At 54.9% G+C, this 22,625-nt stretch carries 20 protein-coding genes and 1 pseudogene; 14 read left to right on the top strand and 7 right to left on the bottom strand.

What is annotated here, in order from left to right; translation table 11 throughout:
* Nucleotides 1-146: pseudogene (rpsA, locus tag RCH87_RS05890) on the bottom strand (30S ribosomal protein S1); the annotation flags it as partial.
* Between the two features lie 559 nt (nt 147-705).
* On the opposite strand from rpsA, the gene RCH87_RS05895 reads away from it, so the two are divergent.
* The 5 genes from RCH87_RS05895 to RCH87_RS05915 all read left to right on the top strand — a co-directional run bounded on the left by RCH87_RS05895 (nt 706) and on the right by RCH87_RS05915 (nt 7,668).
* A complete protein-coding gene (locus RCH87_RS05895) occupies nt 706-2,301 on the top strand; it encodes an ABC transporter substrate-binding protein (RefSeq protein ID WP_306515800.1) in 1,596 nt (531 codons plus the stop codon).
* Between the two features lie 116 nt (nt 2,302-2,417).
* Complete coding sequence (locus RCH87_RS05900) at nt 2,418-3,347, top strand: ABC transporter permease (protein WP_018120114.1); 930 nt, start codon at nt 2,418-2,420, stop codon at nt 3,345-3,347.
* A complete protein-coding gene (locus RCH87_RS05905) occupies nt 3,337-4,293 on the top strand; it encodes an ABC transporter permease (RefSeq protein ID WP_284589300.1) in 957 nt (318 codons plus the stop codon). Before RCH87_RS05900 ends, RCH87_RS05905 begins: the two co-directional genes overlap by 11 nt.
* Nucleotides 4,290-5,987: an ABC transporter ATP-binding protein gene (locus RCH87_RS05910; protein ID WP_306515801.1), complete on the top strand. Its 1,698-nt coding sequence runs from the start codon at nt 4,290-4,292 to the stop codon at nt 5,985-5,987. The genes RCH87_RS05905 and RCH87_RS05910 overlap by 4 nt, the downstream gene beginning before the upstream one ends.
* A gap of 16 nt (nt 5,988-6,003) precedes the next feature.
* Nucleotides 6,004-7,668 carry an SIP domain-containing protein gene (locus tag RCH87_RS05915; protein WP_306515802.1) on the top strand — a complete coding sequence of 555 codons (1,665 nt, stop codon included), beginning with the start codon at nt 6,004-6,006 and terminating at the stop codon, nt 7,666-7,668.
* Between the two features lie 34 nt (nt 7,669-7,702).
* On the opposite strand, the gene polA is transcribed toward RCH87_RS05915, so the two are convergent.
* Together polA and RCH87_RS05925 are read right to left on the bottom strand one after the other, a co-directional pair.
* Nucleotides 7,703-10,327, bottom strand: a complete 2,625-nt coding sequence (gene polA / locus RCH87_RS05920) for a DNA polymerase I (RefSeq protein WP_306515803.1) — start codon at nt 10,325-10,327, stop codon at nt 7,703-7,705.
* A gap of 54 nt (nt 10,328-10,381) precedes the next feature.
* Entirely contained in the window at nt 10,382-10,753 is a 372-nt protein-coding gene (locus tag RCH87_RS05925; RefSeq protein ID WP_306515804.1) for a hypothetical protein, read from the bottom strand.
* A 59-nt stretch (nt 10,754-10,812) separates the two neighbouring features.
* Here RCH87_RS05925 and RCH87_RS05930 point away from each other — a divergent pair, with 59 nt between their 5' ends.
* The 7 genes from RCH87_RS05930 (at nt 10,813) to RCH87_RS05955 (ending at nt 18,504) form a co-directional block, all read left to right on the top strand.
* Nucleotides 10,813-11,757 carry a restriction endonuclease gene (locus RCH87_RS05930; protein ID WP_306515805.1) on the top strand — a complete coding sequence of 315 codons (945 nt, stop codon included), beginning with the start codon at nt 10,813-10,815 and terminating at the stop codon, nt 11,755-11,757.
* A 227-nt stretch (nt 11,758-11,984) separates the two neighbouring features.
* Complete coding sequence (locus RCH87_RS05935; protein ID WP_306515806.1) at nt 11,985-12,149, top strand: hypothetical protein; 165 nt, start codon at nt 11,985-11,987, stop codon at nt 12,147-12,149.
* Nucleotides 12,150-12,240: 91 nt separating this feature from the next.
* Nucleotides 12,241-12,939, top strand: a complete 699-nt coding sequence (locus tag RCH87_RS10405) for a DEAD/DEAH box helicase family protein (protein WP_373690932.1) — start codon at nt 12,241-12,243, stop codon at nt 12,937-12,939.
* Between the two features lie 14 nt (nt 12,940-12,953).
* Nucleotides 12,954-17,186, top strand: coding sequence for a type ISP restriction/modification enzyme (locus RCH87_RS05940; RefSeq protein WP_373690933.1), 4,233 nt, complete (start codon nt 12,954-12,956; stop codon nt 17,184-17,186).
* Between the two features lie 407 nt (nt 17,187-17,593).
* A complete protein-coding gene (locus RCH87_RS05945; protein WP_306515807.1) occupies nt 17,594-17,728 on the top strand; it encodes a hypothetical protein in 135 nt (44 codons plus the stop codon).
* The gene (locus RCH87_RS05950) at nt 17,718-17,945 is read left to right on the top strand and encodes a hypothetical protein (RefSeq protein ID WP_018120099.1); all 228 of its coding nucleotides are present in this window, start codon (nt 17,718-17,720) and stop codon (nt 17,943-17,945) included. Before RCH87_RS05945 ends, RCH87_RS05950 begins: the two co-directional genes overlap by 11 nt.
* Nucleotides 17,946-18,276: 331 nt before the next feature.
* Complete coding sequence (locus tag RCH87_RS05955) at nt 18,277-18,504, top strand: hypothetical protein (RefSeq protein ID WP_021352245.1); 228 nt, start codon at nt 18,277-18,279, stop codon at nt 18,502-18,504.
* Nucleotides 18,505-18,545: 41 nt separating this feature from the next.
* On the opposite strand, the gene RCH87_RS05960 is transcribed toward RCH87_RS05955, so the two are convergent.
* Nucleotides 18,546-18,917 carry a hypothetical protein gene (locus RCH87_RS05960; protein WP_306515808.1) on the bottom strand — a complete coding sequence of 124 codons (372 nt, stop codon included), beginning with the start codon at nt 18,915-18,917 and terminating at the stop codon, nt 18,546-18,548.
* Between the two features lie 364 nt (nt 18,918-19,281).
* Between RCH87_RS05960 and RCH87_RS05965 the strand changes: the two genes are divergently transcribed.
* Nucleotides 19,282-19,431, top strand: coding sequence for a hypothetical protein (locus RCH87_RS05965; RefSeq protein ID WP_306515809.1), 150 nt, complete (start codon nt 19,282-19,284; stop codon nt 19,429-19,431).
* Entirely contained in the window at nt 19,421-19,648 is a 228-nt protein-coding gene (locus RCH87_RS05970; protein ID WP_306515810.1) for a hypothetical protein, read from the top strand. The genes RCH87_RS05965 and RCH87_RS05970 overlap by 11 nt, the downstream gene beginning before the upstream one ends.
* A 655-nt stretch (nt 19,649-20,303) precedes the next feature.
* Here RCH87_RS05970 and RCH87_RS05975 read toward each other — a convergent pair.
* From RCH87_RS05975 to RCH87_RS05985, 3 genes are all read right to left on the bottom strand, one after another.
* Complete coding sequence (locus RCH87_RS05975) at nt 20,304-20,846, bottom strand: hypothetical protein (protein ID WP_306515811.1); 543 nt, start codon at nt 20,844-20,846, stop codon at nt 20,304-20,306.
* Nucleotides 20,847-21,018: 172 nt separating this feature from the next.
* Entirely contained in the window at nt 21,019-21,390 is a 372-nt protein-coding gene (locus tag RCH87_RS05980) for a hypothetical protein (protein WP_306515812.1), read from the bottom strand.
* Between the two features lie 494 nt (nt 21,391-21,884).
* Entirely contained in the window at nt 21,885-22,181 is a 297-nt protein-coding gene (locus RCH87_RS05985; protein ID WP_306515813.1) for a hypothetical protein, read from the bottom strand.
* Nucleotides 22,182-22,625 lie beyond the last annotated feature (444 nt).

Genomic DNA, 22,625 nt, shown 5'->3' on the forward strand with positions numbered 1-22,625 from the left:
ACCTCGTCGTGATCGACCTTGACGACGGTGCCTTCGACAATGTCACCGTCATTGAAGTACTTGATGGTCTCGTCGATCGCGGCGAGAAAATCCTCAGCGGTACCGATATCGTTTACGGCTACCTGAGGGGCCTTAGAAGCTGTCATATTATTGCGTGCTCCGAAATGGATAGGAAATCGATTGTGTACATTCGCAGTCTCTCGCGGGCTTCGCTTCAGGCGCTGAACCAAAAAACGGTTCAAACCATCATGCAAGCTCACGATCTCGCGCTACAAGCGCGTCAAACTTCCTATCAGAGTTCACGCACTTCTAACGCATAGACATGCCCCACAAAGCATAAACCCGTTCAGTGAGCTATGCAAGCTTTTGTTCTCTATTTTCCGGTGGGAGCAGGGAAGTTTTTTAAAACCCAATCTCCAGACACAACTCTCTAACACTACCCTGGTGTTAACTACATCCCCACAGGTCAAGACATGCCTCACTAAAACCTATCACCCCAAAGTTGTTCAACAATTTAGGCTTGGCTAAATAATAGGTGAATCAACACACACGAAAATTTCAGTGAGAGGGCAGTCACTGCTATACTTTGCGCAATCCCGCGATCTCACCTCGGCAAAACTACTTACATGTACTTGCAGTGATATTTCAGTCGCCAATTGACGTCATCGCGTGGAGCTTTGAATTCGACACTCACAGGAGAATGTAATGAAGATGACGAAGTCCATCGGAGTGCTGGCAGCTGCCGGGCTCTCATTGACACTGGTTGCCTGCAGCGACGATTCTGGAAGCTCCAGTGCTGGCGGCAGTGCTGAAGGCAGCACCAACTACGTGCTTGCCAACCTCACAGAGCCACAAAACCCGCTGGTTCCAGGAAACACCAACGAGGCTGGCGGCGGAACCGCAATTCAGTTCCTTTATTCGGGACTGACCTACTACGACGCCGAGGGCGAATCACACAATGACCTCGCTGAAAGCATCGACTTCGACGGCGACCGCACCTACACCGTCAAACTGAAAGATGCCAAGTGGGAAGACGGCACCCCGATTACCGCCAATGACTTCGTCGATGCTTGGAACTACACAGTCTCGGAATCGTTGCTCCAGGAGTCTTTCTTCACACCAATCAAAGGTTATGCAGAAGGCGCAGAGTCCATGGAAGGTCTGACCGTCGAAGACGACAAGACCTTCACCATTGAGCTTTCCGAGCCAACCGCTGACTTTGAGCAACGTCTCGGCTACGGCCCATTCAAACCGCTGCATCCTTCAGCATTTGACGACATCGACGCCTACGGCGAAAAACCAATCGCTAATGGCCCATACAAACTCGCTGAGTGGAACCACAACGAAAACATCCTCCTCGTTCCTAATGAGGAATACGAAGGCGACCGCAAAGCACAAAACGACGGCGTCGACTTCCGCATCTACACCCAGCAGGATGCCGCCTATGCAGATCTGCTGTCCGGAAACCTGGACGTCATTGACTCCATTCCGGAATCCGCATTGTCTCAATTTGAAGACGAGCTGGGCGATCGGGCAATCTCGCAGCCATCCGCAATTTTCCAGGCGTTCACAATCCCGAGCGAGCTAGAGCACTTCGAGGGCGAAGAAGGCAAACTTCGCCGTCAAGCCATCTCCCTCGCTTTTGACCGGGAAGAAATCTCCAAGACGATTTTCCGTGACACCGTTACCCCAGCCAAGGACTTCACCTCCCCTGTTATCCCTGGTTATGAAGAGGACCTAGAGGGCAATGAGGTTCTTGAATTCGATCCTGAAAAGGCGAAAGAACTCTGGGAGCAGGCCAACGATATCAGCGAGTTCAACGGCACGTTCGAAATCGCTTATAACGCCGATGGTGGCCACCAAGCGTGGGTTGATGCCCTCACCAACCAGTTGTCGAATAACCTCGAAATCGATGCGATCGGCAACCCATACCCTGATTTCAAGGGTCTGCGCGATGACATCACGAGCGGAAGCATCGACACCGCTTTCCGTTCCGGTTGGCAGGCCGACTACCCATCTTTGGGTAACTTCCTGGAACCGAATTTTGCCACGGGTGGTAGCTCAAACGACGGTAAATACTCGAGTGAAGAATTCGATGCCAAGTTGGCTGAAGCACAGCAGGCAGAAAGCGCCGAAGAAGCTACCAAGCTCTACTCGGAAGCACAGAAGATCCTCTTTAAGGACCTTCCAGCAATCCCAATGTGGTACTCCAACGCTGCGGCCGGATATTCCGAAGCTGTCGAGAACGTAGAATTCGCATGGAACCGAATTCCAGTGTTCTACGCCATCACCAAGTCTTAAGAAAAAGCTAATGAGTGTTACAAAACACTCAGATAGGTTACACTAAGGCGACGTCAATCCGGTCAGTCCGAATGCGACTGACCGGATTTCGCCCGTTATAAGTTAAGGAAAAACCTATGTTGCATTACATAGGGCGCCGAGTCTTGCAAATGGTTCCAGTCTTTTTCGGAGCCACATTCTTGATTTTTGCCCTCGTGTTCTTGATGCCAGGTGATCCCGTCGAAGCCCTCGGCGGCGACCGTGGTCTCAGTGATATTGCCCGGCAGCGTATCCAGGAAGAATACAACCTGGATAAGCCGTTCCTCGTGCAGTACCTGCTCTACCTCAAAGGAATTTTCACCCTTGATTTTGGCACGACCTTTTCTGGTCAGTCAGTCTCATCGCTTATGGCCAATGCCTTCCCGGTGACGATCAAACTGACAGTAATGGCTGTCGTGTTCGAAACCATTTTTGGTGTGCTGTTCGGTTTCATTGCCGGGATTCGCCGCGGCGGAATCTTCGACTCCACCGTTTTGGTGCTGTCTCTCCTGGTAATTGCGATTCCATCCTTCGTGATCGGTTTCGTGATGCAATTTTTCGTCGGTGTGAAGTGGGGCTTGTTACCCGTCACGGTCGGTCGTAACGAAACCTTCCTCGAGCTACTCATGCCCGCCATCGTGCTGGGTGCAGTATCGCTGGCCTATGTCATCCGCTTGACCCGGCAATCCGTATCGGAAAATCTCCGGGCAGATTACGTGCGCACTGCTCGCGCCAAGGGCATGTCAGGAGGCTCAGTAATGACCCGCCACGTGCTGCGGAACTCCATGATTCCCGTGGTTACCTTTATTGGCGCCGACCTCGGCATTCTGATGGGCGGTGCCATCATTACCGAAGGAATCTTCGGCATTAACGGTATTGGTGGCACTTTGTACCAGGCGATTATCCGTGGTGAACCCGCCACCGTAGTATCCATCACCACCGTGCTGGTCATCGTCTACATCATCGCCAACTTGCTGGTCGATTTGATGTACGCCGTGCTCGATCCAAGGATTCGCTATGACAAATAAGAACTACTTCCAACGCCCGCGTCTCGAGCGCTACGTCGCAGACACCGACGAACAAGGCTTGGGCGCGGTCGACGCCGTCAACGACGACCGCCCGCCACGCTCCCAATGGGGCGAAGCCTGGGCTAGCCTGCGCAAACGTCCCCTATTTTGGGTCTCGGCAGTTTTGATTCTGTGCACCATCGCCTTGGCACTGTTCCCGCAGCTGTTTACCTCGACTGATCCACGCTTTTGTGAATTATCCAATTCCCTGGGTAATCCAACTTCGGGTCACCCATTTGGCTTTGACCGTCAAGGGTGCGATATTTATGCCCGCACCGTTTATGGCGCACGCGCTTCGGTGGCCGTAGGAATTCTTGCAACCGCCATGGTCATGATCATCGGTACCGTCATTGGCGCAACCGCCGGCTTCTTCGGCGGCTGGGTGGATTCGGTCCTTTCTCGCTTTACCGACGTCTTCTTCGCCGTGCCACTGCTGCTGGCAGCAATCGTCGTCATGCAAATGTTCCGCGAATCACGCTCACTATGGTCTGTGGTCCTGGTGCTGTCGTTATTCGGCTGGACGAATATCGCTCGTATTGCCCGTGGAAGTGTGATGAGCGTGAAGAATGAAGACTTCGTTACCGCTTCCCGCTCCCTTGGTGCCTCGCGCTGGACCATGCTGACCAAACACATCCTGCCTAATGCCGCGGCTCCAATCATTGTCTACGGCACTGTCGCACTCGGTGTGTTCATCGTTGCCGAAGCTACCTTGTCCTTCCTGGGTATCGGGTTACCGCCTGAGGTTGTGAGCTGGGGTGGCGATATTTCCTCGGCACAAAGCTCGTTGCGTACCCGACCTGAAATTCTGTTCTACCCGGCCGGAGCACTGGTGATTACCGTGCTGAGCTTCATCCTCATGGGCGATGTCGTCCGCGACGCCCTAGACCCGAAAGCGAGGAAACGATGAGTTCTGCGAAGAAGAATTCCACAGAGCAAGCGGCCCAGCCGTTGCTGCGCATGGACGACGTGAAGATTTCTTTCCAGTCGTCTACCGGTGTGGTCGAAGCCGTCCGTGGTGTGAGCTTCGATATCTATCCGGGTGAATCCGTCGCGATCGTCGGCGAGTCTGGTTCTGGTAAATCCACCACCGCGATGTCGATTCTTGGTTTGCTGCCCGAAAACGGTGCGGTCACCGGCGGTTCCATCATCTTTGATGGCAAGAAGATCAACGACATGAGCGAAAAGCAGATCCAGAAGCTGCGCGGCTCCGAAATTGGCCTGGTGCCACAAGACCCCATGTCCAACCTGAACCCGGTATGGAAGATCGGCACACAGGTCGCGGAGTCCCTCAAAGCAAACAATGTCGTCGCCAGTTCCGAGGTGAAGAAACGCGTTAACGAGCTGCTGGCAGAAGCCGGTTTGCCTGATCCAGAATCGCGCGCGAACCAGTACCCTCACGAGTTTTCTGGTGGTATGCGTCAGCGGGCATTGATCGGTATTGGCTTGGCAGCGAACCCACGTTTGCTCATTGCCGACGAGCCGACCTCCGCGTTGGACGTGACCGTGCAGAAAAAGATCCTGGACCACCTGAAAACCCTGACTGATCAGCACGGCACTGCCCTGCTATTTGTTACCCACGACCTGGGGTTGGCGGCAGAGCGCGCCGAGCACCTGATCGTGATGCACCGCGGACGCATTGTAGAAGCCGGACCTTCGCGGGAAATCCTGGAAGATCCACACCACCCATATACCCAGCGCTTGGTCAACGCTGCACCCTTGATGGCCTCGCAGCGTACGCACACCACCGCGCAGGTAGACCCAGCGGCCTCGGCACCAGCAGAGACAAAGAGCAAGAACGCGGATTCAGAGATCATCCGCGTAGACGAGCTCACCAAAGAATTCCCGGTGCGTGGTAAGCGCGGCGAGATGTTCAAAGCCGTCGACAATGTCTCGTTCTCACTGCACAAGGGTGAAACTTTGGCAGTGGTCGGAGAATCCGGTTCTGGTAAATCCACCGTGGCGAATATGGTGCTGAACCTGCTGGAGCCGACCTCGGGCACGATCTTGTATCAGGGCGAGAACGTGCAGAAGATGTCTGCCAAGGAGATCTTCCGCTTGCGCCGCAAGCTGCAGGTTGTTTTCCAAAACCCATATGGTTCGCTGGATCCGATGTATTCGGTGTACAAATCCATCGAGGAACCGCTGGTGCTGCATAAGGTCGGCAACCGGAAGTCTCGCGAAAAGCGTGTAGCCGAGTTGCTGGATATGGTGGCCATGCCAGCCTCCGCTATGCGCCGCTACCCCAACGAGCTGTCTGGTGGTCAGCGCCAGCGCATCGCGATTGCACGCACTCTGGCGCTGGAACCAGAAGTTATCGTGCTCGACGAAGCCGTGTCTGCACTGGACGTCCTGGTGCAAAACCAGGTCATCGAGCTGCTCAATGAGCTACAGCAGAACCTGCAGCTGTCCTACCTGTTTATCACCCACGATCTCGCAGTGGTGCGCCAAACTGCCGATAACGTCGTGGTGATGAAAAGCGGGCAGATTGTGGAGCGCGGCCCAACAGAGCAGATTTTCGACGACCCACAGCAGGATTACACCAAGGAGCTGATTAACTCGGTTCCAGGTTTGTCCATCAAGCTCGGCTCGGGCATGAAATAAAAGCTAGACTTGCGGTATGGCCCGTCACCGCAAGTCTTATTCGCTGAGCACACGTTATCTGCAGGTACTGCGCGTGCGCGATGTCACCGACGGCATGCGCCGGGTGACTTTGGGCGGCGAGCAGCTCGCCGCGCATACCGCAGATAACGGGTATCCCGTGCCAGCGTTTCGTTCGGATAATTTCGACGATTCCATCAAATTAATTTTCTCCACCACCCCCGGCCGTACTCCGCAGGGCCCGGAGCAGCGCGACGGCAAGATCGTGTGGCCGTCGAAAAATTCCGGCAGCACGCGCCGCACCTATACCGTGCGCAACTACGATGCCTCCCGTGGCGAGCTCGACGTTGATTTCGTGCTGCACGGTTCTGGTGTTGCCAGCGACTGGGCACGCCAGGCGCAGGTGGGCCAAACCTTGCAGATCGCAGGCCCGAAATCCACCGCTTCACATCCGAGTGGTGCGAATTGGATTCTCGCCGCCGGTGATGCCACTGCCCTGCCCGCCATGAGCCGCTGGCTGGAGCAATGGCCGGCTGGACAGCGCGGCAAATTTTTCATCGCCGTGGATGCGGATTCGCACCGGCAGGATTTAGTGCAGCCCGAAAGCGTAGAGATCACCTGGCTGGTGCGTGACAACCCGAATGTGCTTTACGACGCCATCACTAGCACCGATTGGTGGGATGGCGAACCATTCGCGTGGGTGGCGGGAGAATCCGCAAGCTTGAAGCCGATTCGCCGCTGGTTGCAGCATGAGAAAGGTCTGCGCAAAGACCAGATGCACCTTAGTGGCTATTGGAAGTCCGGTAAGCAGAAAGACCGCTACCGCGCTAACCGCACGCAGCCAACTGAGATCACGAGCGCCACAGAGCCAGCCGCCACGACGACTTCCGCCGCACAACCAACGCGGCAGGCCGAGGTTTCACCCGCCGCCGCAGGGCAGGCGGCTTCCACGCCTGCTGTGCAAGAACTCGGTTTTGCAGCACTCGCGGATCTCGTCGCACCTTTCGCCATCCGTACGGCCGTGACCATCGGGCTGGGCACCGCACTATCCACCGCACCGCGCGATACCGAAGAACTCGCCGTTGCCACGAACACCCAGCCTGCTGGCCTGGCCACACTGCTGGCGTATTTGGAAACGCACAATCTGGTTGCCCGCAACAGCGCACAGCAATGGCAGTTGAGCACTACTGGCCGCGTGCTTGCCGACGCAAACACCATCGACCAACTCAGCGCCGATCACCCGCGCACGAATGAGGTGGTCACTGGCCTGGCGCATCTGCACGAAGCGCTTGTCGACGGCCAGCACCCCGGCCTTGCGGCTCACACTGAATCGGCTACAGACGCTGCACCGGCCCCGGCAAGCGAGCAGACACTCGCCATTACCGCGGCACTCGCCCAGCGCGATGATGCCGCAGCCATCGAATACCTGCGGCAATTGCACCGCGAACACCAGCAGAACACCCGCGTTGCACAGCGCGCGCTGCGGCTTGCGTGCCAGTGCCGGTCAACCGGCGACGCCGGTGCTGCGGGCAATGCGGAACAAGAACTGATCAATTTCGCGCTCTACGGCGACCACCTGCGTTCTGTCGAAGAGCTGTATTACCTCTTCGGTGCTGCGGGCTTGCCGGCACCGCGCGTCGACAAGCACGATGCCGAGTACCGGGTCTTCGAGTTCGCTGGCTAAAACCAGCGAGCCTCCACCCGCCTGGCTGCGCCGCCTAGTGTTCGGCGGCTTGCCAGTTGGTGCCCGAACCGGTGGAAACCTCCAATGGCACGGTCAGCGTAATTGCCTGGTCCATCTCGCGTTCCACCAGCTCGCGCACCTGCTCCAGCTCGCCTTGCGCGATTTCCACGACTAACTCGTCGTGCACCTGCAACAGCACCCGGGACCGCAACTTCGCTTCCCGCAGCGCGTCGTCGACGCGAATCATCGCGACCTTGATGATGTCCGCGGCGGTTCCCTGGATCGGCGCGTTTAGCGCGGCACGCTCGGCGTTTTCGCGGGCGACCCGGTTATCCGAGTTCAGCTCCGGCAAATAACGCCGGCGCCCAAACACAGTGGAGGTAAAGCCGTCGTGGCGGGCCTTGTCGACGACCTCATCCAGGTACTGCTTCACCCCACCGAAGCGGGCGAAGTAGTTTTCCATGATCTTTTTCGCCTCACCCGGCGGGATATTCAGCTGCTGCGACAACCCGTAGGCGGACAGCCCGTAGACCAGACCGTAAGACATCGCCTTAACGCGGCGGCGCAGCTCCGGGGTGACTTCTTCCACTGGGACGTCGAACACGCGCGAGCCGACGTAGTTGTGCAGGTCCTCGCCTTCTTGGTAGGCCTGGATCAGCCCCGGATCGCCAGAAAGGTGCGCCATCACGCGCATCTCGATCTGGGAGTAGTCCGCACTCAGCAGAGTTTCAAAACCTTCACTGACCTGGAATGCCGACCGGATCTTCCGTCCAGCCTCGGTACGCACCGGGATATTCTGCAAGTTCGGATCGGACGAGCTCAACCGGCCTGTCGAGGCCACCGTTTGGTGGAAGCTGGTGTGGATGCGCCCGTCGCCTTGCACGGTTTTGGACAAGCCTTCCAGGGTGGTCTTCATCTTCTGGTATTCGCGGTGGGCCAGCAGGCGGTCCAAGAATGGGTGCGGGTGCTTCGCGGCCAAGGCTTCGATCTCACCGGCGGCGGTGGAATAGCCGGTTTTGGTTTTCTTCGTCTTCGGCAGGTCCAGCGTTTCGAACAAGACCTTCTGCAGCTGCTTCGGCGAATTCAAATTCAGCTCAGCATCGCCAGCCAGCTCGCGGGCGGCGTCTTGTTCTTCGCGCACCATATCGGCAAAAGTCTCGGCTTGCTCGTCCAGCACGTCGCGGTCGACGGCAATGCCGGTGGCTTCCATCGTTCCGAGGATCTGTACCAGCGGTAGCTCCAGGTCGCGGTACAGCTCGAAACTTTCGATCTTCAGCAGCTCGGCGGTGAGCAGCTCGGCCAATTCCAGGATCGCCCCGGCTTTTTCTAACAGCTGCTCGGTCTCGCTCTCCCCGCCCGGCAGGGTTTTCTGCAGGTGGCGCTGGTACACATCGGCGAGGTCATAGCCGCGCTGGCCCGGGCGCAGCAGGTAGGCGGCGATCGCGGTGTCATGGCTGATGCCGCGCAGCTGGTAGCCGCGGCCAGCCAGCATGTGGAAGGCTGCTTTGGCCTCGTGCAGGTATTTGCTGGCGTCGTCGTCGGCAAGCCATTCTGCCAGGGCTTTGTCTTCGTCGGCGGAAAGATCTTCCAGCACCACCGTGATGCCTTGCCGGTTCGTGTCAACGAGCGCGATAGCCGTGGCATCGCCCTGGCCCGGCGCGCCGTTGCCGTCGACGAACATGGCGACGCCGTCGGTGTGCTCGGCGAGCCAGTCGGTGAGTGTGGCTTCGTCGTGTGTGATCGCAGGCAGCTCTGGGGTGTCGTCAATCTCGGCTTCAGCGCCAAACACGCCGAGTACGCGGTCGCGTAGGTTGGGGCCGAATTCGAGGTCGTCGAAATGCGCGGCGACTTGGTAGGCATCGACGTCGGCGAAAGAAAGATCGTCCGGGCTGTGCGAAAGCTGCATATCGGTGATCATTTGCGTGAGTTCACGGTTGAGGCGCACTTGTTCGATGCGTTCGCGGAAGCTGTTGCCGGCTTTGCCTTTGATGTCGTCAGCGTGTGCGATCAGCTCATCCAGGCTGCCGTATTGTTTGATCCATTTTTGCGCGGTTTTTTCGCCGACGCCGGGGATGTTGGGCAGGTTATCGGATGGGTCGCCACGTAGGGCTGCGAAGTCCGGGTATTGCTGCGGGCTCAAGCCATATTTTTCTTCTACGGCATCTGGGGTGAAGCGGTGCAGCTTGGATACTCCGCGCATGGGGTACAACACGGTGGTGGTGTCGTTCACCAGCTGTAGGTAGTCGCGGTCGCCCGTGACGATCAGGGTTTCGTATTCACCGGACTGTGCCCCGGCCGCGGTGGCCAGGGTGGCGAGGATGTCGTCGGCCTCATAGTTTTCGACTGAGAGCGTGGTGATGCCGAGTGCTTCGATGACTTCGCGGATGAGCTCGACTTGGCCTTTGAATTCTTCTGGGGTGGCTGCGCGCTGGGCTTTGTAATCCGGGAATTTTTCGGTGCGGAAGGTCTTGCGCCCGACGTCGAAGGCCACCGCAATGTGGTCGGGTTTTTCATCGCCGACGATGCCGGTGAGCATGGTGAGGAATCCGTAGACCGCGTTGGTGTGCTGGCCGCCGCCGGTGGAGAAATTTTCTGCCGGGAGTGCGTAAAAAGCGCGGAAGGCCATGGAGTGTCCGTCGATGAGCAAGAGGCGTTTCATGCCCTACACTTTAGCCGCCTGTTACTCGTACCGACGGTCGCCCTCCTGCCCCCGTTATGCTTGACGACGGTCACCCTCCTGCCATTCCACATTAAGTTCAGGTTCCGTCAAACCGCGCACCCGTTCGGCGAGAAAGCAGTACAGGTTATCGGTGCCGTCTTCGATGCCGTCGGCAACGTCTTCTCCTGCGGAGGTGATTGCCAAGATGGCCCGGCGCGAGTACTCGTCGACGTGTACCAACCGTGCGCCCCAGCCGCCTTCGCCGCGGTTGCCGTCTTCGTCGGCTGACAAGCTTTCCAACCAGGCTGCGGCCAGGGCACAGGCCTCTCCCCCGGTAACGGCTGCGCGCACTGTAGCCGGGGTGCCGTCGTTCCCAGGAGGTGTGCCCCAGAGCCAGTCCAGGTTCACGCGGTAGGGATGAAGCATTGGGGTGTTACCTTTCGCCGTGTTCTTCCCTGGCATTCTAGCTCTGCGAGAATGGAAGAATGAGCGCTTCAGAATCACATAAGTCTTTCACCGACCAAGGAATCCCCACACACCAGCAACTCGTTGTCCCTGTCCTCAAAGCAGTGCAAATTTTAGGCGGATCTGCCAGGGCTAACGAAATTACCGAGCACGTATTGGAGCTAGTCCCGGGTTCAGAAGACCTTCAGCAAATTACTTATCCGACTCGCCCAAATCTCTCTGTGCTGATTGACCGCATTGGGTGGGCTCGTACTACGGCTAAACGAATTGGTGTGCTCGAACAACCAGGGCAAGGAATGTATTTGCTCACCGATAAAGGCGAAGAGCTTCTTGAGCTTCCGGAAGTTAATGCTTTCGACAAAGTTCAAGACCTTGATCGAGAGATTTCCCGAGCACAACGGCAGCGGAAGAAATTAGAAAAAGAAGCGAAAACTGCAGACTCTGAAGTGGAAGACAATATTTCTGATGCAGAGATTCGCGAAGACTCCGACGACGAAGAAATGGATAGAGATTGGAAGAGTCAGCTGCTGGAACGACTCCACCAGCTATCTCCGGACGGCTTCGAAAAGTTTGTTATCTATTTGCTTCGGCGACAAGGCCTACACCTGCAACAAACCGGCGGTTCTGGTGACGAAGGCGTCGATGCCATCGGTACAGCACCAATCAGTTCAGTGCTTTCTTCTCGTGTGGCAGTACAAGTCAAACGCTATGCACCGGATAAACCTATCGGCCGCGAAACGGTGGCACTGTTCCAGCGCGATGCTCAAACTAAGGGGGCGGAGCGCGCCATTATCGTCACCCTGAGCCGATTCACAGAACCAGCCCGCAAAGCTGCTACGGCATCGGTACCCACAGTAGATCTCATTAGCGGTGACCGTCTCGCAGAACTAATTCGTGCGGATGGTGAATCAGGGGTTAAGTTGCGGCCCACTGTGGATCTTCGGTGGTTCAACAAGTTTGACTAAGGTGTAACGCAAAACCATTTTTGCTGAGCAGTCGACGTCCCCGCACGTATGCTAATGGACGTACTCTAGCGTCTATTGCCATGCTCGATGGGCGCAGCTCATTGTGGTTCGCAAAAATCAAAAAAAATGGCAAGAAAATCGCCCAGGATCACCGAAACAGCTGCGACGCTAATTAAATCCCGAATGGTCCCCATACTTGTGGGACCTGAATGAAAGGAATCAACACAATGACCTTAAAACAAGCATCCGCCCTAGGAGGAATCGTTGTTGCTGCAACGTATTCGATCATTGCTGATTCTCCGATCTGGGGGATAGTCGTGGCACTCGCGGCACTATCTGGCTACAACTTAGCGACGGCCACTTCCTCCAAAAAGAAAGACAGTGCAGCATAGAATCATTAACGCGGGCACTGGCCAGGAACCATAGGCTGAGCAAAGTGCACCAAGCACCTCGACCCGCAACCTCGTAAGGCATAATCGGTGCATGGCTACGTTTGAAGAAGTTCTGGACCAGCTACGTGAGAATCAACCGCAGGGCAAGTACGGTATTGCCTTCGAAAAACTCATGGTGAACTTCTTCCGCACCACACCATCGCTGGCCGAGCAGTTCGATGAGGTCTGCCGCTGGTCCGATTGGCGCTATAACAACGGCCAAACTGACACGGGCATCGATATGGTGGCCCACCGCGTGGCTGATGACAGTTGGGTCGCCATCCAGGCGAAGTTTTATAAGCCGACCACCAGCATCCAAAAAGGCCACATCGACTCCTTCTTCGAGGCCTCTGGAAAATCCTTCGAAACGGAAAACGGCCGGGAACATTTCTCGCACCGCTATATCATCTCGACGACGGATAAGTGGTCCTCGAATGCCGAGGCCGCGCTGGCGAACCAAATCATTGAAACCAGCCGTATCGGTATCGCAGATATTGCTTCTGCCCCGGTGAACTGGGATGTGGCATTCCCTGGCTCAGAAATCCAAGTGAAACTGGAGCGTAAGCAAGCTTTCCAGCCACGTAAGCACCAATCTGAGGCTATCGAAAAAGCCTTGGCTGGTTTCGCTACCCATGATCGCGGCAAGCTGATCATGGCCTGCGGTACGGGTAAAACGTTCACCTCATTGCGTCTAGCTGAGCAATTCGCCCGCGAAAACGGGGGGGGGGTAAAGCCCGGGTATTATTCCTAGTTCCGTCTATCGCGTTGCTCTCGCAAACCCTGCGTGAGTGGACTGCGCAGGCCACGGTGGACATGCGCAGCTTCGCGGTGTGTTCGGATACCAAGGTTGGCAAGAATGCCGAGGACATCGCACCCTATGACCTGGAAGTTCCGGTATCTACCAATGGTAAGCGCCTAGCGGAAGTATTCGATACCGGCAAGCATTCTGCCGGTCTCCACGTAGTCTTTTCCACTTACCAGTCGCTGCCGACTGTGCACGACGCGCAGCGCAACGGCCTCGACGATTTCGACTTGGTCATCTGCGATGAAGCGCACCGTACCACTGGTGTGACCTTGGCCGGTGAGGACGCCTCCAACTTTGTGCGCATCCACGAAGCCGACTACATCAAGGCCAACAAGCGCCTGTACATGACGGCCACGCCGAAGCTTTTCGACGACGATGTGAAAGACAAAGCCGCAGACCACTCGGCTGAGCTCGCCTCGATGGATGATGAAGGCGTCTACGGCCCGGAATTTCACCGGTTAGGCTTTGGCGAAGCCGTCGAGCGCGGGTTGCTCACCGACTACAAGGTGTTGGTGATGACGGTCGACGAGGACGTCGCCGCAGAAGCCCTTGCCAACGCCCCAGGACAATTAGTGAACCTCACGACGGCCTCGGCGATCATCGGCGCGTGGAATGCACTGGCGAAACGCTCCGGCAAGTTGCAGGGCACCAAGGACGGCTTCGAGGTTAATGCCAAGCCGATGCAGCGCACGGTGGCTTTCGCGAAAGACATCAAGCATTCCAAACAGATCGCAGATTCCTTCCCTGCCCTGGTAGCCGCCCACCAGGAATCGCTGCACCAGCACGCAGCGCTCAATGACATCAGCCTGCACAACACCGACGTGTCCGTGGCCGCCCAGCATGTCGACGGCACCATGAACGCGATGCAGCGTTCTTCGCGGATCAACTGGCTGGAAGCGGATATTGCCCCGACGGAATCCCGGGTTCTGACCAACGCCCGTTGCCTGTCGGAAGGCGTGGACGTACCGGGGCTGGATTCGGTGATCTTCTTCCAACCGCGCAATTCCATGGTGGATGTGGTGCAGTCTGTCGGCCGCGTGATGCGCAAGGCGGAAGGCAAGGACTACGGCTACATCATCTTGCCGGTCGCGGTGCCTCCTGGGGTGAGCCCATCGCAGGCGCTGAACGATAACACGCGTTTCAAGGTGGTCTGGCAGATCCTCAACGCGCTGCGTGCCCACGATGATCGCTTCAATGCGAAGATCAACTCCATCGCGTTGAACGAAGGCAACCCAGACGAGCTACCGGTTGTCGTGGACCCAGTGGTTAACCCGATAAAGCCGAGCGACGATCCTGCTCCCTCCCCGACCAATGATCCCACTGACGAAGACACAGCGAAGCAGATCGCGCTGTTTTCCTTGGAGCAATGGCAAGAGGCCATCTATACCAAGTTGGTGGATAAGGTGGGCTCGCGCACGTATTGGGAAGACTGGGCCGATGACGTGGCCAAGATCGCGGAGAACCAGGTCACCCGCATTACTAAGCTTGTCGACGGCGCGGATAAGCACTTGCGCAAGGAGTTCGATGACTTTGTCGACGGTCTGCGCAATAACTTGAATGACGGTATCGGTGAAGCCGAGGCGATTTCCATGCTTTCGCAGCACCTGATCACCGCGCCGGTGTTCAACGCCTTGTTTGATAACCACGACTTCATCGAATACAACCCAGTTGCCCAGGTGATGCAGCGCATGACGGATGCGCTGCAGGATTCCTATTTGGAAAGCGAAACCGAGCCGCTGGAGAAATTCTACGAGTCCGTGCGCGTGCGTGCTTCTGAGGTCACCTCGGCCTCTGGTAAGCAGCAGGTGATTAAGGAGCTGTACGAGCGTTTCTTCCGCAAGGCCTTCAAGAAGCAAGCTGAGGCACTCGGCATTGTCTACACCCCAGTGGAAATCGTGGACTTTATTCTGCGTGCTGCCGATGAGGTCTCCCGCAAGCACTTTGGCAAGGGGCTTAGCGATGAAGGCGTGAGCATCCTCGATCCTTTCGCCGGGACCTCGACGTTTATGGTGCGCCTGTTGCAGTCTGGGCTCATCAAACCAGAAGACTTAGCACGCAAATACGCCAACGAGCTTTTTGCCACCGAGATCATGCTGTTGGCGTATTACGTCTCTGCGGTGAATATCGAGACCACCTACAACGCCTTGCGTGAGGAAGCCGCGCTGCGCGACGGTGAACCAGCCCCGGATTACGTACCGTTTACGAATATCGCGCTTGCTGATACCTTCCAAGTCCACGAAGACGGCGATATCCCGGACCTCAACATCTTCCGCGAAAATAACGCCACCATCGAGCGGCAAAAGAATGCACCCATCAACGTGGTCATTGGTAATCCGCCGTATTCCGCGGGCCAAAAGTCCGCCAACGACCTGAACGCCAATCAGAAATATCCGAGCCTAGATAAACGCATTGCAGAGACTTACGCTGCGAAGTCTACGGCTCAGTTGAAGAACTCCTTGTACGACTCTTACCTGCGCGCTTTCCGATGGGCGACCGACCGCATCGGTGACCAGGGTGTCGTTGCTTTCGTATCGAACGGCGGGTGGATTGATGGCAATACGGGTGATGGCGTGCGCTTGTCGATGGCCGAGGACTTCACCGATCTTTATGTTTTTAACCTGCGCGGCAACCAACGCACCGCTGGTGAGCAGTCCCGCAAAGAAGGCGGAAAAGTCTTCGGTTCTGGGTCCCGCAATACTGTAGCCATCATGGTTGGCATCAAAGATCCCACAAAGTCTGGGTTCCAGCTGCACTACCAAGACATCGGCGACTATCTCACCGCTGAAGAGAAGCTGAGTATTGTCGATTCCTCTGCAATTGAAACCATTGACTGGCAGACTATCGAACCGAACAAAGAAGGCGACTGGCTAAACCAACGTTCTGAGGAGTTTGCGACTTGGCCACTAATCAGTAGCAAGTCTCTATCCGATCTGTCGATTTTCGACGCATACTCGAATGGGGTTGGTACGAGCCGGGATTTCTGGACTATTAGTTATAGTAAAGATCAAATTTACCTATCGGTTAATGCGCTCTTAAAAAGCTATCACCACGCGGTATCACTTATTCGCCAACGTCAAGGAATTTCTAATGAGAAGCAGGTTACTGATTTTCTCAGCGAGCATGGCGAGCTGAAAGACCCACAACGGATAAGTTGGTCCCGAGGCTTGAGACAAAGGGCGGCTCGCAATGAGCAAATTCCATTTATTAACGTCAACCAGCGGGTAATGCTGTATCGCCCTTTTAGTCGGCAATACATATATTTCGATAAGGCTCTGAACGAGGTTCAAGGTCAACTCCTGTCAATGTTCCCGACCCCAGAGCACTCCAATATCGGTTTCTATATTGTGAACCCTGGTAGCGCAAAACCTTTTTCAGCCATAGCTACAGATCTCATCCCAGATCTTGCAATGTGGGGAAGTAACGCCGGCCAATTCTTTACCCGCTTCACCTGGTCTCCAGTTGATGCTGATGACGGTGGTCTGTTCGGCGAGGGGAACGTCGTCAAGCAGGGCGAAGCCAGTGTCTACGGCCAAGTCGGTGAGGTTGTTGACGGGTATGTGCGGGTAGACAACATCACGGATGAGATTAAGCAGATTTACCGGGATGCGTTGGGCAGAGACGTCTCTGGTGATGACATCTTCCACTTCGTGTATGGAAAATTGAATGATCCGGACTATCGCACGCAGTATGCGGCGGATTTGAAGAAGATGCTGCCGCACATTGAAACACCAAACTCGCGTGCGGAGTTCGATAAGTTTGCTGCAGCTGGCAAAGAACTCATTGACTTGCACGTGAACTATGAGTCCGTGGAACCCTGGCCGCTGGATATTCAGGTTAAGGGTGATGAGTCCAACCGTGAAACCTGGCGTGTGCAGAAGATGAAGTGGGCCAAGCGCAAGGATCCGGAAACGGGCAAGAACGTCAATGATGTGACCAAGCTGATCTACAACAAGCAGGTGACCATCTCCAGCATTCCGGCAGAGGCTGATGAGTACATGCTGGGCTCGCGCTCTGCGGTGGCATGGTTGATTGACCGGTATCAAGTGAAGAAAGACAAGACCTCCGGCATTGTGAATGATCCGAATGATTGGGCCGATGAGGTAGGCAACCCGCGCTATATCGTGGACCTGATTGGCAAGGTCACGCGCGTGGCGATGGAGACCGTGCGGATTGTTGATGGTCTTGAGGAATAAGGGGATGCGGATTTTTTGCAGTAGCCAGATTTTAACAGGTAGTACCTGGCAATAATCCTTCATTTTCGCCTGCCTTTTGGCATAAACCAATTTCCAACCTGATAGCAGCCAGAGGTGTTTTGAATGTGTTTTGAGTGCTGGAAAACGACATAAATTTAATTTAATTCCAGTTTACTAATACCGTACCAGTGCGGTAGAATGATTATTATCAGACCGAAAGGCGCTACAACAACTAAATAGAAGAACTGAAAATGTCAGCTACACAGACATCATCGCGACAATCACACTGATCGTAATGATTTTGATCTGGCTCGATACTCGCAAGTAGTGCCGAATAGCCACAAAAAGTCCCGGCCATAAAGAGGATGGCCGGGCACCCCTTCACCATACAACACGAAAGGAAAACCATGCGATTTACACTCATCTGCACCGCTGCAGCAACCATCATGGCACTTGCCGGGGCTAGTGCTTTTTTCATTCCTGCTTTCCTTACCGTCGGTATCGCCATCGACAGCAACGAAAGGAAAAACCATGCAGCCTAAGATCATTGACGCAGACACCGGGAAGGAACTTTGGCGAGCCGTAGAGTGCGCCAAACACTGCGACATCACCACGCGCACGTGGGCGAATTACTACGCGAATGGACGCACGCCCGACCCTGTCGCCATGCTCGATGGCCGTAGCGCATTGTGGTTTGCCGAGGATATTAAGCACTGGCACGCAAACCGGCCCGGGTCTCCGGCCCAGCTACGCCGGTAGCGTTATCCTCCAACCGTTTCCCAGTTGTCAGCGACGCTTGGTTCGGAGCGATTCCCGCTGGCGGCTATCGATAGAGACAGCTTTTTCATCTCAAATCATAAGATTGAGATGAAAAAGCTGGAGCTAGATAGCTAAGCCCCCTCTCAAAATACCACAACCCAGAAAGGACACACCGTGGACATCATGTCTAAAATTTCCAACGCACTAATCGTGCTCGCGATACTTATCGCAGTTACCCTAGGGAACACCCCAATATTCTGGATAGTCATGGCAGCCATTGCGGTTACGCTCACAATTGAGACCGTCCAGATCGTGCAGAAATGGCGGAAACATGCAGCCTAAGATCATTGACGCGGACACCGGCCAAGAACTCTGGACCGGTGCAGATTGCGCCGACCACATTGGAGTGAGCTACGCAGCGTGGCGTAACTACTCAGCCAATCACCGCACCCCAGAGCACGTCGCCATGATTTTGGGCCGCACGCGACTGTGGCTTGCGGACGAGGTGCGCGAGTGGCACGCAAACCGGCCAGGATCTCCCCATCAACTACGCAAATAGTGCTAATCCGTAATTCCGCTAGATCTCGCATAGGATCCTTATTAAGCAGTCCCCATCCCTAGCGCTACACGAATCGCAGGGCCAGCGGTATTGACATCATCGACCCTAAGTTCAATATCAGGTTGGCCCCATTTTTCGCGGACAACAGCCAGCGCTTGGGCAACCGTAAGATCGTTATCCGCACAATCAATAATTAAACGTTGCAGATCATTGCCTACAGGCCAGTCATAATAAGAAGCATCTACGGGCGAATTATCACAAGTGAAAATCCGCTTTTCATCGCAAATAACCGGGATAACCTTATCCCGAGTGCGATACACCATAGCAATACCAGGCCGAGGCTCATGCGACCAAGCTGCGTAATGCTTATTCGGCAGCATCTCTAAGCCTATTTCCTTATACCGATCAGACATCTCGACCGATCACCTCCGCATATACGTCGTAGCCAAAATATCACTCATTCACCCACTACTTCCTTACCAATTTACTTGCTAGGAAGTAGCTCCGCCCTGCGAAAAACAGATAGAACAAACTCGTTCTGGGCTGGCCTCCAGTCCCGGAAACTCCACAAGCTATCTCCGACAGCTAGACCTGCTAACGCCATTTCCATGCGTTCCCAAAACGTCGCCGTGAGATCACCTGCATCGCCGGAAAGCCTCAAACCCACTAAAGTGGAATAAGTAAACCGTCAGTGGGGTTAGAAAACCTCCACGGCTGGATAACCCAATTACCCAGCCGTGGAGGCCACCCCCTCACAATACAGAAAGGACTTGCGCTATGACAACCATCACCGCGCTTATCAGCGTATTATTCATCATCACCAAAGCATCACCTTGGGCTACCGCCGCAGCACTTGCATCCATGATCGTGTGCTTAGCCCTGGATACCCGCGAGCAATGGCTAGAAAGGCAACACCATGCGGCCTAAGATCATTGACGCAGACACTGGCCAAGAACTGTGGACCGGCGCTGATTGCGCCGGCCACATTGGAGTGAGCTACGCAGCGTGGCGAAACTACTCCGCCAACCACCACACTCCAGAACACGTGGCTGCGATTTTGGGCCGCACGCGACTGTGGTTGGCAGACGAGGTGCGCAAATGGCACGCGAACCTGCCAGGATCTCCAGCTCAGCTACGCCAGTAGCATTATCCTCCAATCTTTTCCCAATTGCTATCGGTGCGTCGTTCTAAACGGTTCCCCGGCCACGGTTGCGCATCGTTGCGAAAACCCCTGGGTTATCTATTTTTTGGGCATGAAAATCCCCACCACCAACCAAATGGTGTTGGGGTTGCGCGCTAAAGAGGAATCAAACCTCAACGAACTGTCACCAGGTAACACAAAACCACCCCGTTAAAATAGGGTGCTTAAAATTAATACTTAGATAAGCGAACACCTTTGCTTAGTGGCCGTTTGATTCGGCAACCACTTCATCAGAATCTGGACCAAACAGGACAACTTTTTGTTCTACCGAGCTAACAACTACCTCAAAAAGCCGTGCAGCCGCTCCAGCATCAGTTTGGGACCTGACCAAGAATTGTACGCTTATCTCCATTCTTCCTCGCGTTGATCTCCTTAGCCTCTAAAAGGCCACGCACGGCGTCAACAATCTTTTTGCTCTGACCACCCCGAGGAAACTTCGGCGCACCAGAACGCTGAGAATCCCCCATGGCCCGCGCGAGTCGAGGCCAGGTGCAACGGCATATCGCCATTATTCGTAGACCGTTCCAGCCCCGTACGGCACAGGGCCTGCCCCGGAAAGCGGACATTACAAAAATCCCTCCTTAAGGAACCTTGTTAGTTATACGAATTTGCCGTGTACCGGCCACGCATCAGGAAACGAATAATCCGGGGCATCTTTCTTCGAGGAAGCACCTGGCTTCAAATCCTCCACCGGGTAATCTGACGGAGGTGCGGCACGCTTAGCAGCCTGCGCTTGCAGCTCCCCGAGACGCTTCGCGTTGTCATCGAACTTTTCCGGGTCCGAGCCAAGCAGGTCTGCGTTGTCCTCCGAGATTCCGTACTTTGACAGTGCCTTCGACCGGGCAAGCTCCACCTGGAACTGTGTGGCTTTATTGCGCTCTGCTTCCAGGGCTTCCTGGGCGCGCTGCAGCTCTGTCTTCTCGGCGTCCTGCATTTCGCGGAACTTTTCAGCGTCGGCTCGATATTCGTTACGCTCGGTGCGGTATTTCGCGTTTTCCTTGCGTAATTTTTCAAGCTCTTGCTGGTAGGACTCGGTGGTGCGTTCCGGCTTTGAGTTCCCCTCCTCCTGGGTGGGGTTCTGCTGGGCCACCTCGGCGGCTTCGTTGTGTCCGTCGTTGGTGGCGTTAGTTTCTTCTGCCATTGCGTAACCTCCTGGGTTATCTATTTTTGGGCATGAAAAAGCCCCCGCCACCAACTGATGTGGTGTGGGGGTTGCGCGCTAAAGAGGAATCGAACCTCAACGAACTGTCACCAGATAGCACAAAAGCCACCCCGTAAAAACAGAGGTGGCCATGTAAACCTACATAAGTTGTCTATGCAGCGTCGATGCCTAGAGCTTCACGAATCGCAGGGCCAGCGGTATTGACATCATCGACCTTAATCTCAATATCGGGTTGACCCCATTTTTCGCGGACAACAGCCAATGCTTCAGGCACCGTAAGATCATTATCCGCACAATCAATAATTAAACGTTGCAGATCATTGCCTACAGGCCAGTCATAATAAGAAGCATCTACGGGCGAATTATCACAAGTGAAAATCCGCTTTTCATCGCAAATAACCGGGATAACCTTATCCCGAGTGCGATACACCATAGCAAGACCAGACCGAGGTTCATCCGACCAAGAGTCATAATGCTTATTCGGCAGCATTTCTAAGCCCATTTCCTTATACCGATCAGACATCTTGACATATTACCTCCACACATACTTCAACGTCGCAAACTATTTCCTTCAGTTTGACCTGCTCCCACCGTTTTCCATGTATTCCCAAAACATCGCGATGAGATCGCCGTCATCGACACAGCCGTCACCGTTATAAGGATGGTCCATTCTTCAGAACGCCGTAGACTCATAAATGAATCCCCATCATTATTCATCCTTGTATCAATTTGCGGCACTATGTGAGGCCAGGCCGCCGGAACTACCAGATGGCTGACAATCGTCGTCGGGAACAGCGCATCACACCAACCAAAAATGATTAACCCTTAACCGGCAAATCATCTCCTCGTGCGAATTTCGCCACCCCTCGTACAGGACGCCCAATAAAGATCTGGTTCACGCCCCGCCATCAGGGTCCACCCCCGGGACACCCGACAACAGGGGGTTTCTAGTGCACCAGTAAGGAATCAAACCTTACCCAACCCCCACCAAGGTGGCGCCATCTCAATTACACAAAGCTAAGCAGACACACCGACGCGCTGCTTCGCCTTTACCAAAAAAGCAGCGACAATAGACGCATCACCGTTGAATTCTTGTAGGCGCGGAATAAACCGTTCAATTATTTCCACAGCTTCCGCAGGCAAAGGCGCATTTGCTGCATTCAGCAAACTCGCAACGCCTATCGCTGGGTAACCGCCATATTCCATGTCCTCAAACCCATCAACCCAACTAAACTCGGAAACGACAGGGCGCATTAGGGGCGCAACTGCATCCCACATATCATATTCAATCTGATTAACCAATTCTGATGCCATCGTGCCCTACCATTTCGTTTCACATTCGACGTTTCAAAACCGGGTGTGGGCAACGAATGCCCTCAAAGACCCTACCCTTTGACATACCCCCATTAGTTGGACTGAGAAAACAGTTTCTGACTAGTGGGGAGCACGTCATACCATGACCCAACTGGAGATGACCGGGCAAAACCCCTTGGCCCAACTGGTAACAACGTTAAGAAAAGCAGTGTTCACTCATGTTTGAGGCTTGATTCTCTTTAAATACTTATTATCGAATTTATACTCTAATAATGAGGTGAGCCATTCCAGACCTATCATCTTAACGTGAGGAGGCTGGTTTAATTATGGACATTAAATGGACACCAACAAAGTTTTAATGTCCATTTTCAGCGTTTCCGCTGGTTATGGTGCCCCAGGTGAGACTCGAACTCACACTGGACGGGTTTTGAATCCGTTGCCTCT

This window comes from Corynebacterium sp. (genome assembly GCF_030826625.1).
Taxonomy (GTDB): Bacteria; Actinomycetota; Actinomycetes; order Mycobacteriales; family Mycobacteriaceae; genus Corynebacterium.

Excerpts from the sequence above, each read along its gene's own strand:
- RCH87_RS05895 (WP_306515800.1), top strand. The coding sequence starts at position 706 with ATGAAGATGACGAAGTCCATCGGAGTGCTGGCAGCTGCCGGGCTCTCA.
- RCH87_RS05900 (WP_018120114.1), top strand. The coding sequence starts at position 2,418 with ATGTTGCATTACATAGGGCGCCGAGTCTTGCAAATGGTTCCAGTCTTT.
- RCH87_RS05905 (WP_284589300.1), top strand. The coding sequence starts at position 3,337 with ATGACAAATAAGAACTACTTCCAACGCCCGCGTCTCGAGCGCTACGTC.
- RCH87_RS05910 (WP_306515801.1), top strand. The coding sequence starts at position 4,290 with ATGAGTTCTGCGAAGAAGAATTCCACAGAGCAAGCGGCCCAGCCGTTG.
- RCH87_RS05915 (WP_306515802.1), top strand. The coding sequence starts at position 6,004 with ATGGCCCGTCACCGCAAGTCTTATTCGCTGAGCACACGTTATCTGCAG.
- polA (WP_306515803.1), bottom strand. The coding sequence starts at position 10,327 with ATGAAACGCCTCTTGCTCATCGACGGACACTCCATGGCCTTCCGCGCT.
- RCH87_RS05925 (WP_306515804.1), bottom strand. The coding sequence starts at position 10,753 with ATGCTTCATCCCTACCGCGTGAACCTGGACTGGCTCTGGGGCACACCT.
- RCH87_RS05930 (WP_306515805.1), top strand. The coding sequence starts at position 10,813 with ATGAGCGCTTCAGAATCACATAAGTCTTTCACCGACCAAGGAATCCCC.
- RCH87_RS05935 (WP_306515806.1), top strand. The coding sequence starts at position 11,985 with ATGACCTTAAAACAAGCATCCGCCCTAGGAGGAATCGTTGTTGCTGCA.
- RCH87_RS10405 (WP_373690932.1), top strand. The coding sequence starts at position 12,241 with ATGGCTACGTTTGAAGAAGTTCTGGACCAGCTACGTGAGAATCAACCG.
- RCH87_RS05945 (WP_306515807.1), top strand. The coding sequence starts at position 17,594 with ATGCGATTTACACTCATCTGCACCGCTGCAGCAACCATCATGGCACTT.
- RCH87_RS05950 (WP_018120099.1), top strand. The coding sequence starts at position 17,718 with ATGCAGCCTAAGATCATTGACGCAGACACCGGGAAGGAACTTTGGCGA.
- RCH87_RS05955 (WP_021352245.1), top strand. The coding sequence starts at position 18,277 with ATGCAGCCTAAGATCATTGACGCGGACACCGGCCAAGAACTCTGGACC.
- RCH87_RS05960 (WP_306515808.1), bottom strand. The coding sequence starts at position 18,917 with ATGTCTGATCGGTATAAGGAAATAGGCTTAGAGATGCTGCCGAATAAG.
- RCH87_RS05965 (WP_306515809.1), top strand. The coding sequence starts at position 19,282 with ATGACAACCATCACCGCGCTTATCAGCGTATTATTCATCATCACCAAA.
- RCH87_RS05970 (WP_306515810.1), top strand. The coding sequence starts at position 19,421 with ATGCGGCCTAAGATCATTGACGCAGACACTGGCCAAGAACTGTGGACC.
- RCH87_RS05975 (WP_306515811.1), bottom strand. The coding sequence starts at position 20,846 with ATGGCAGAAGAAACTAACGCCACCAACGACGGACACAACGAAGCCGCC.
- RCH87_RS05980 (WP_306515812.1), bottom strand. The coding sequence starts at position 21,390 with ATGTCTGATCGGTATAAGGAAATGGGCTTAGAAATGCTGCCGAATAAG.
- RCH87_RS05985 (WP_306515813.1), bottom strand. The coding sequence starts at position 22,181 with ATGGCATCAGAATTGGTTAATCAGATTGAATATGATATGTGGGATGCA.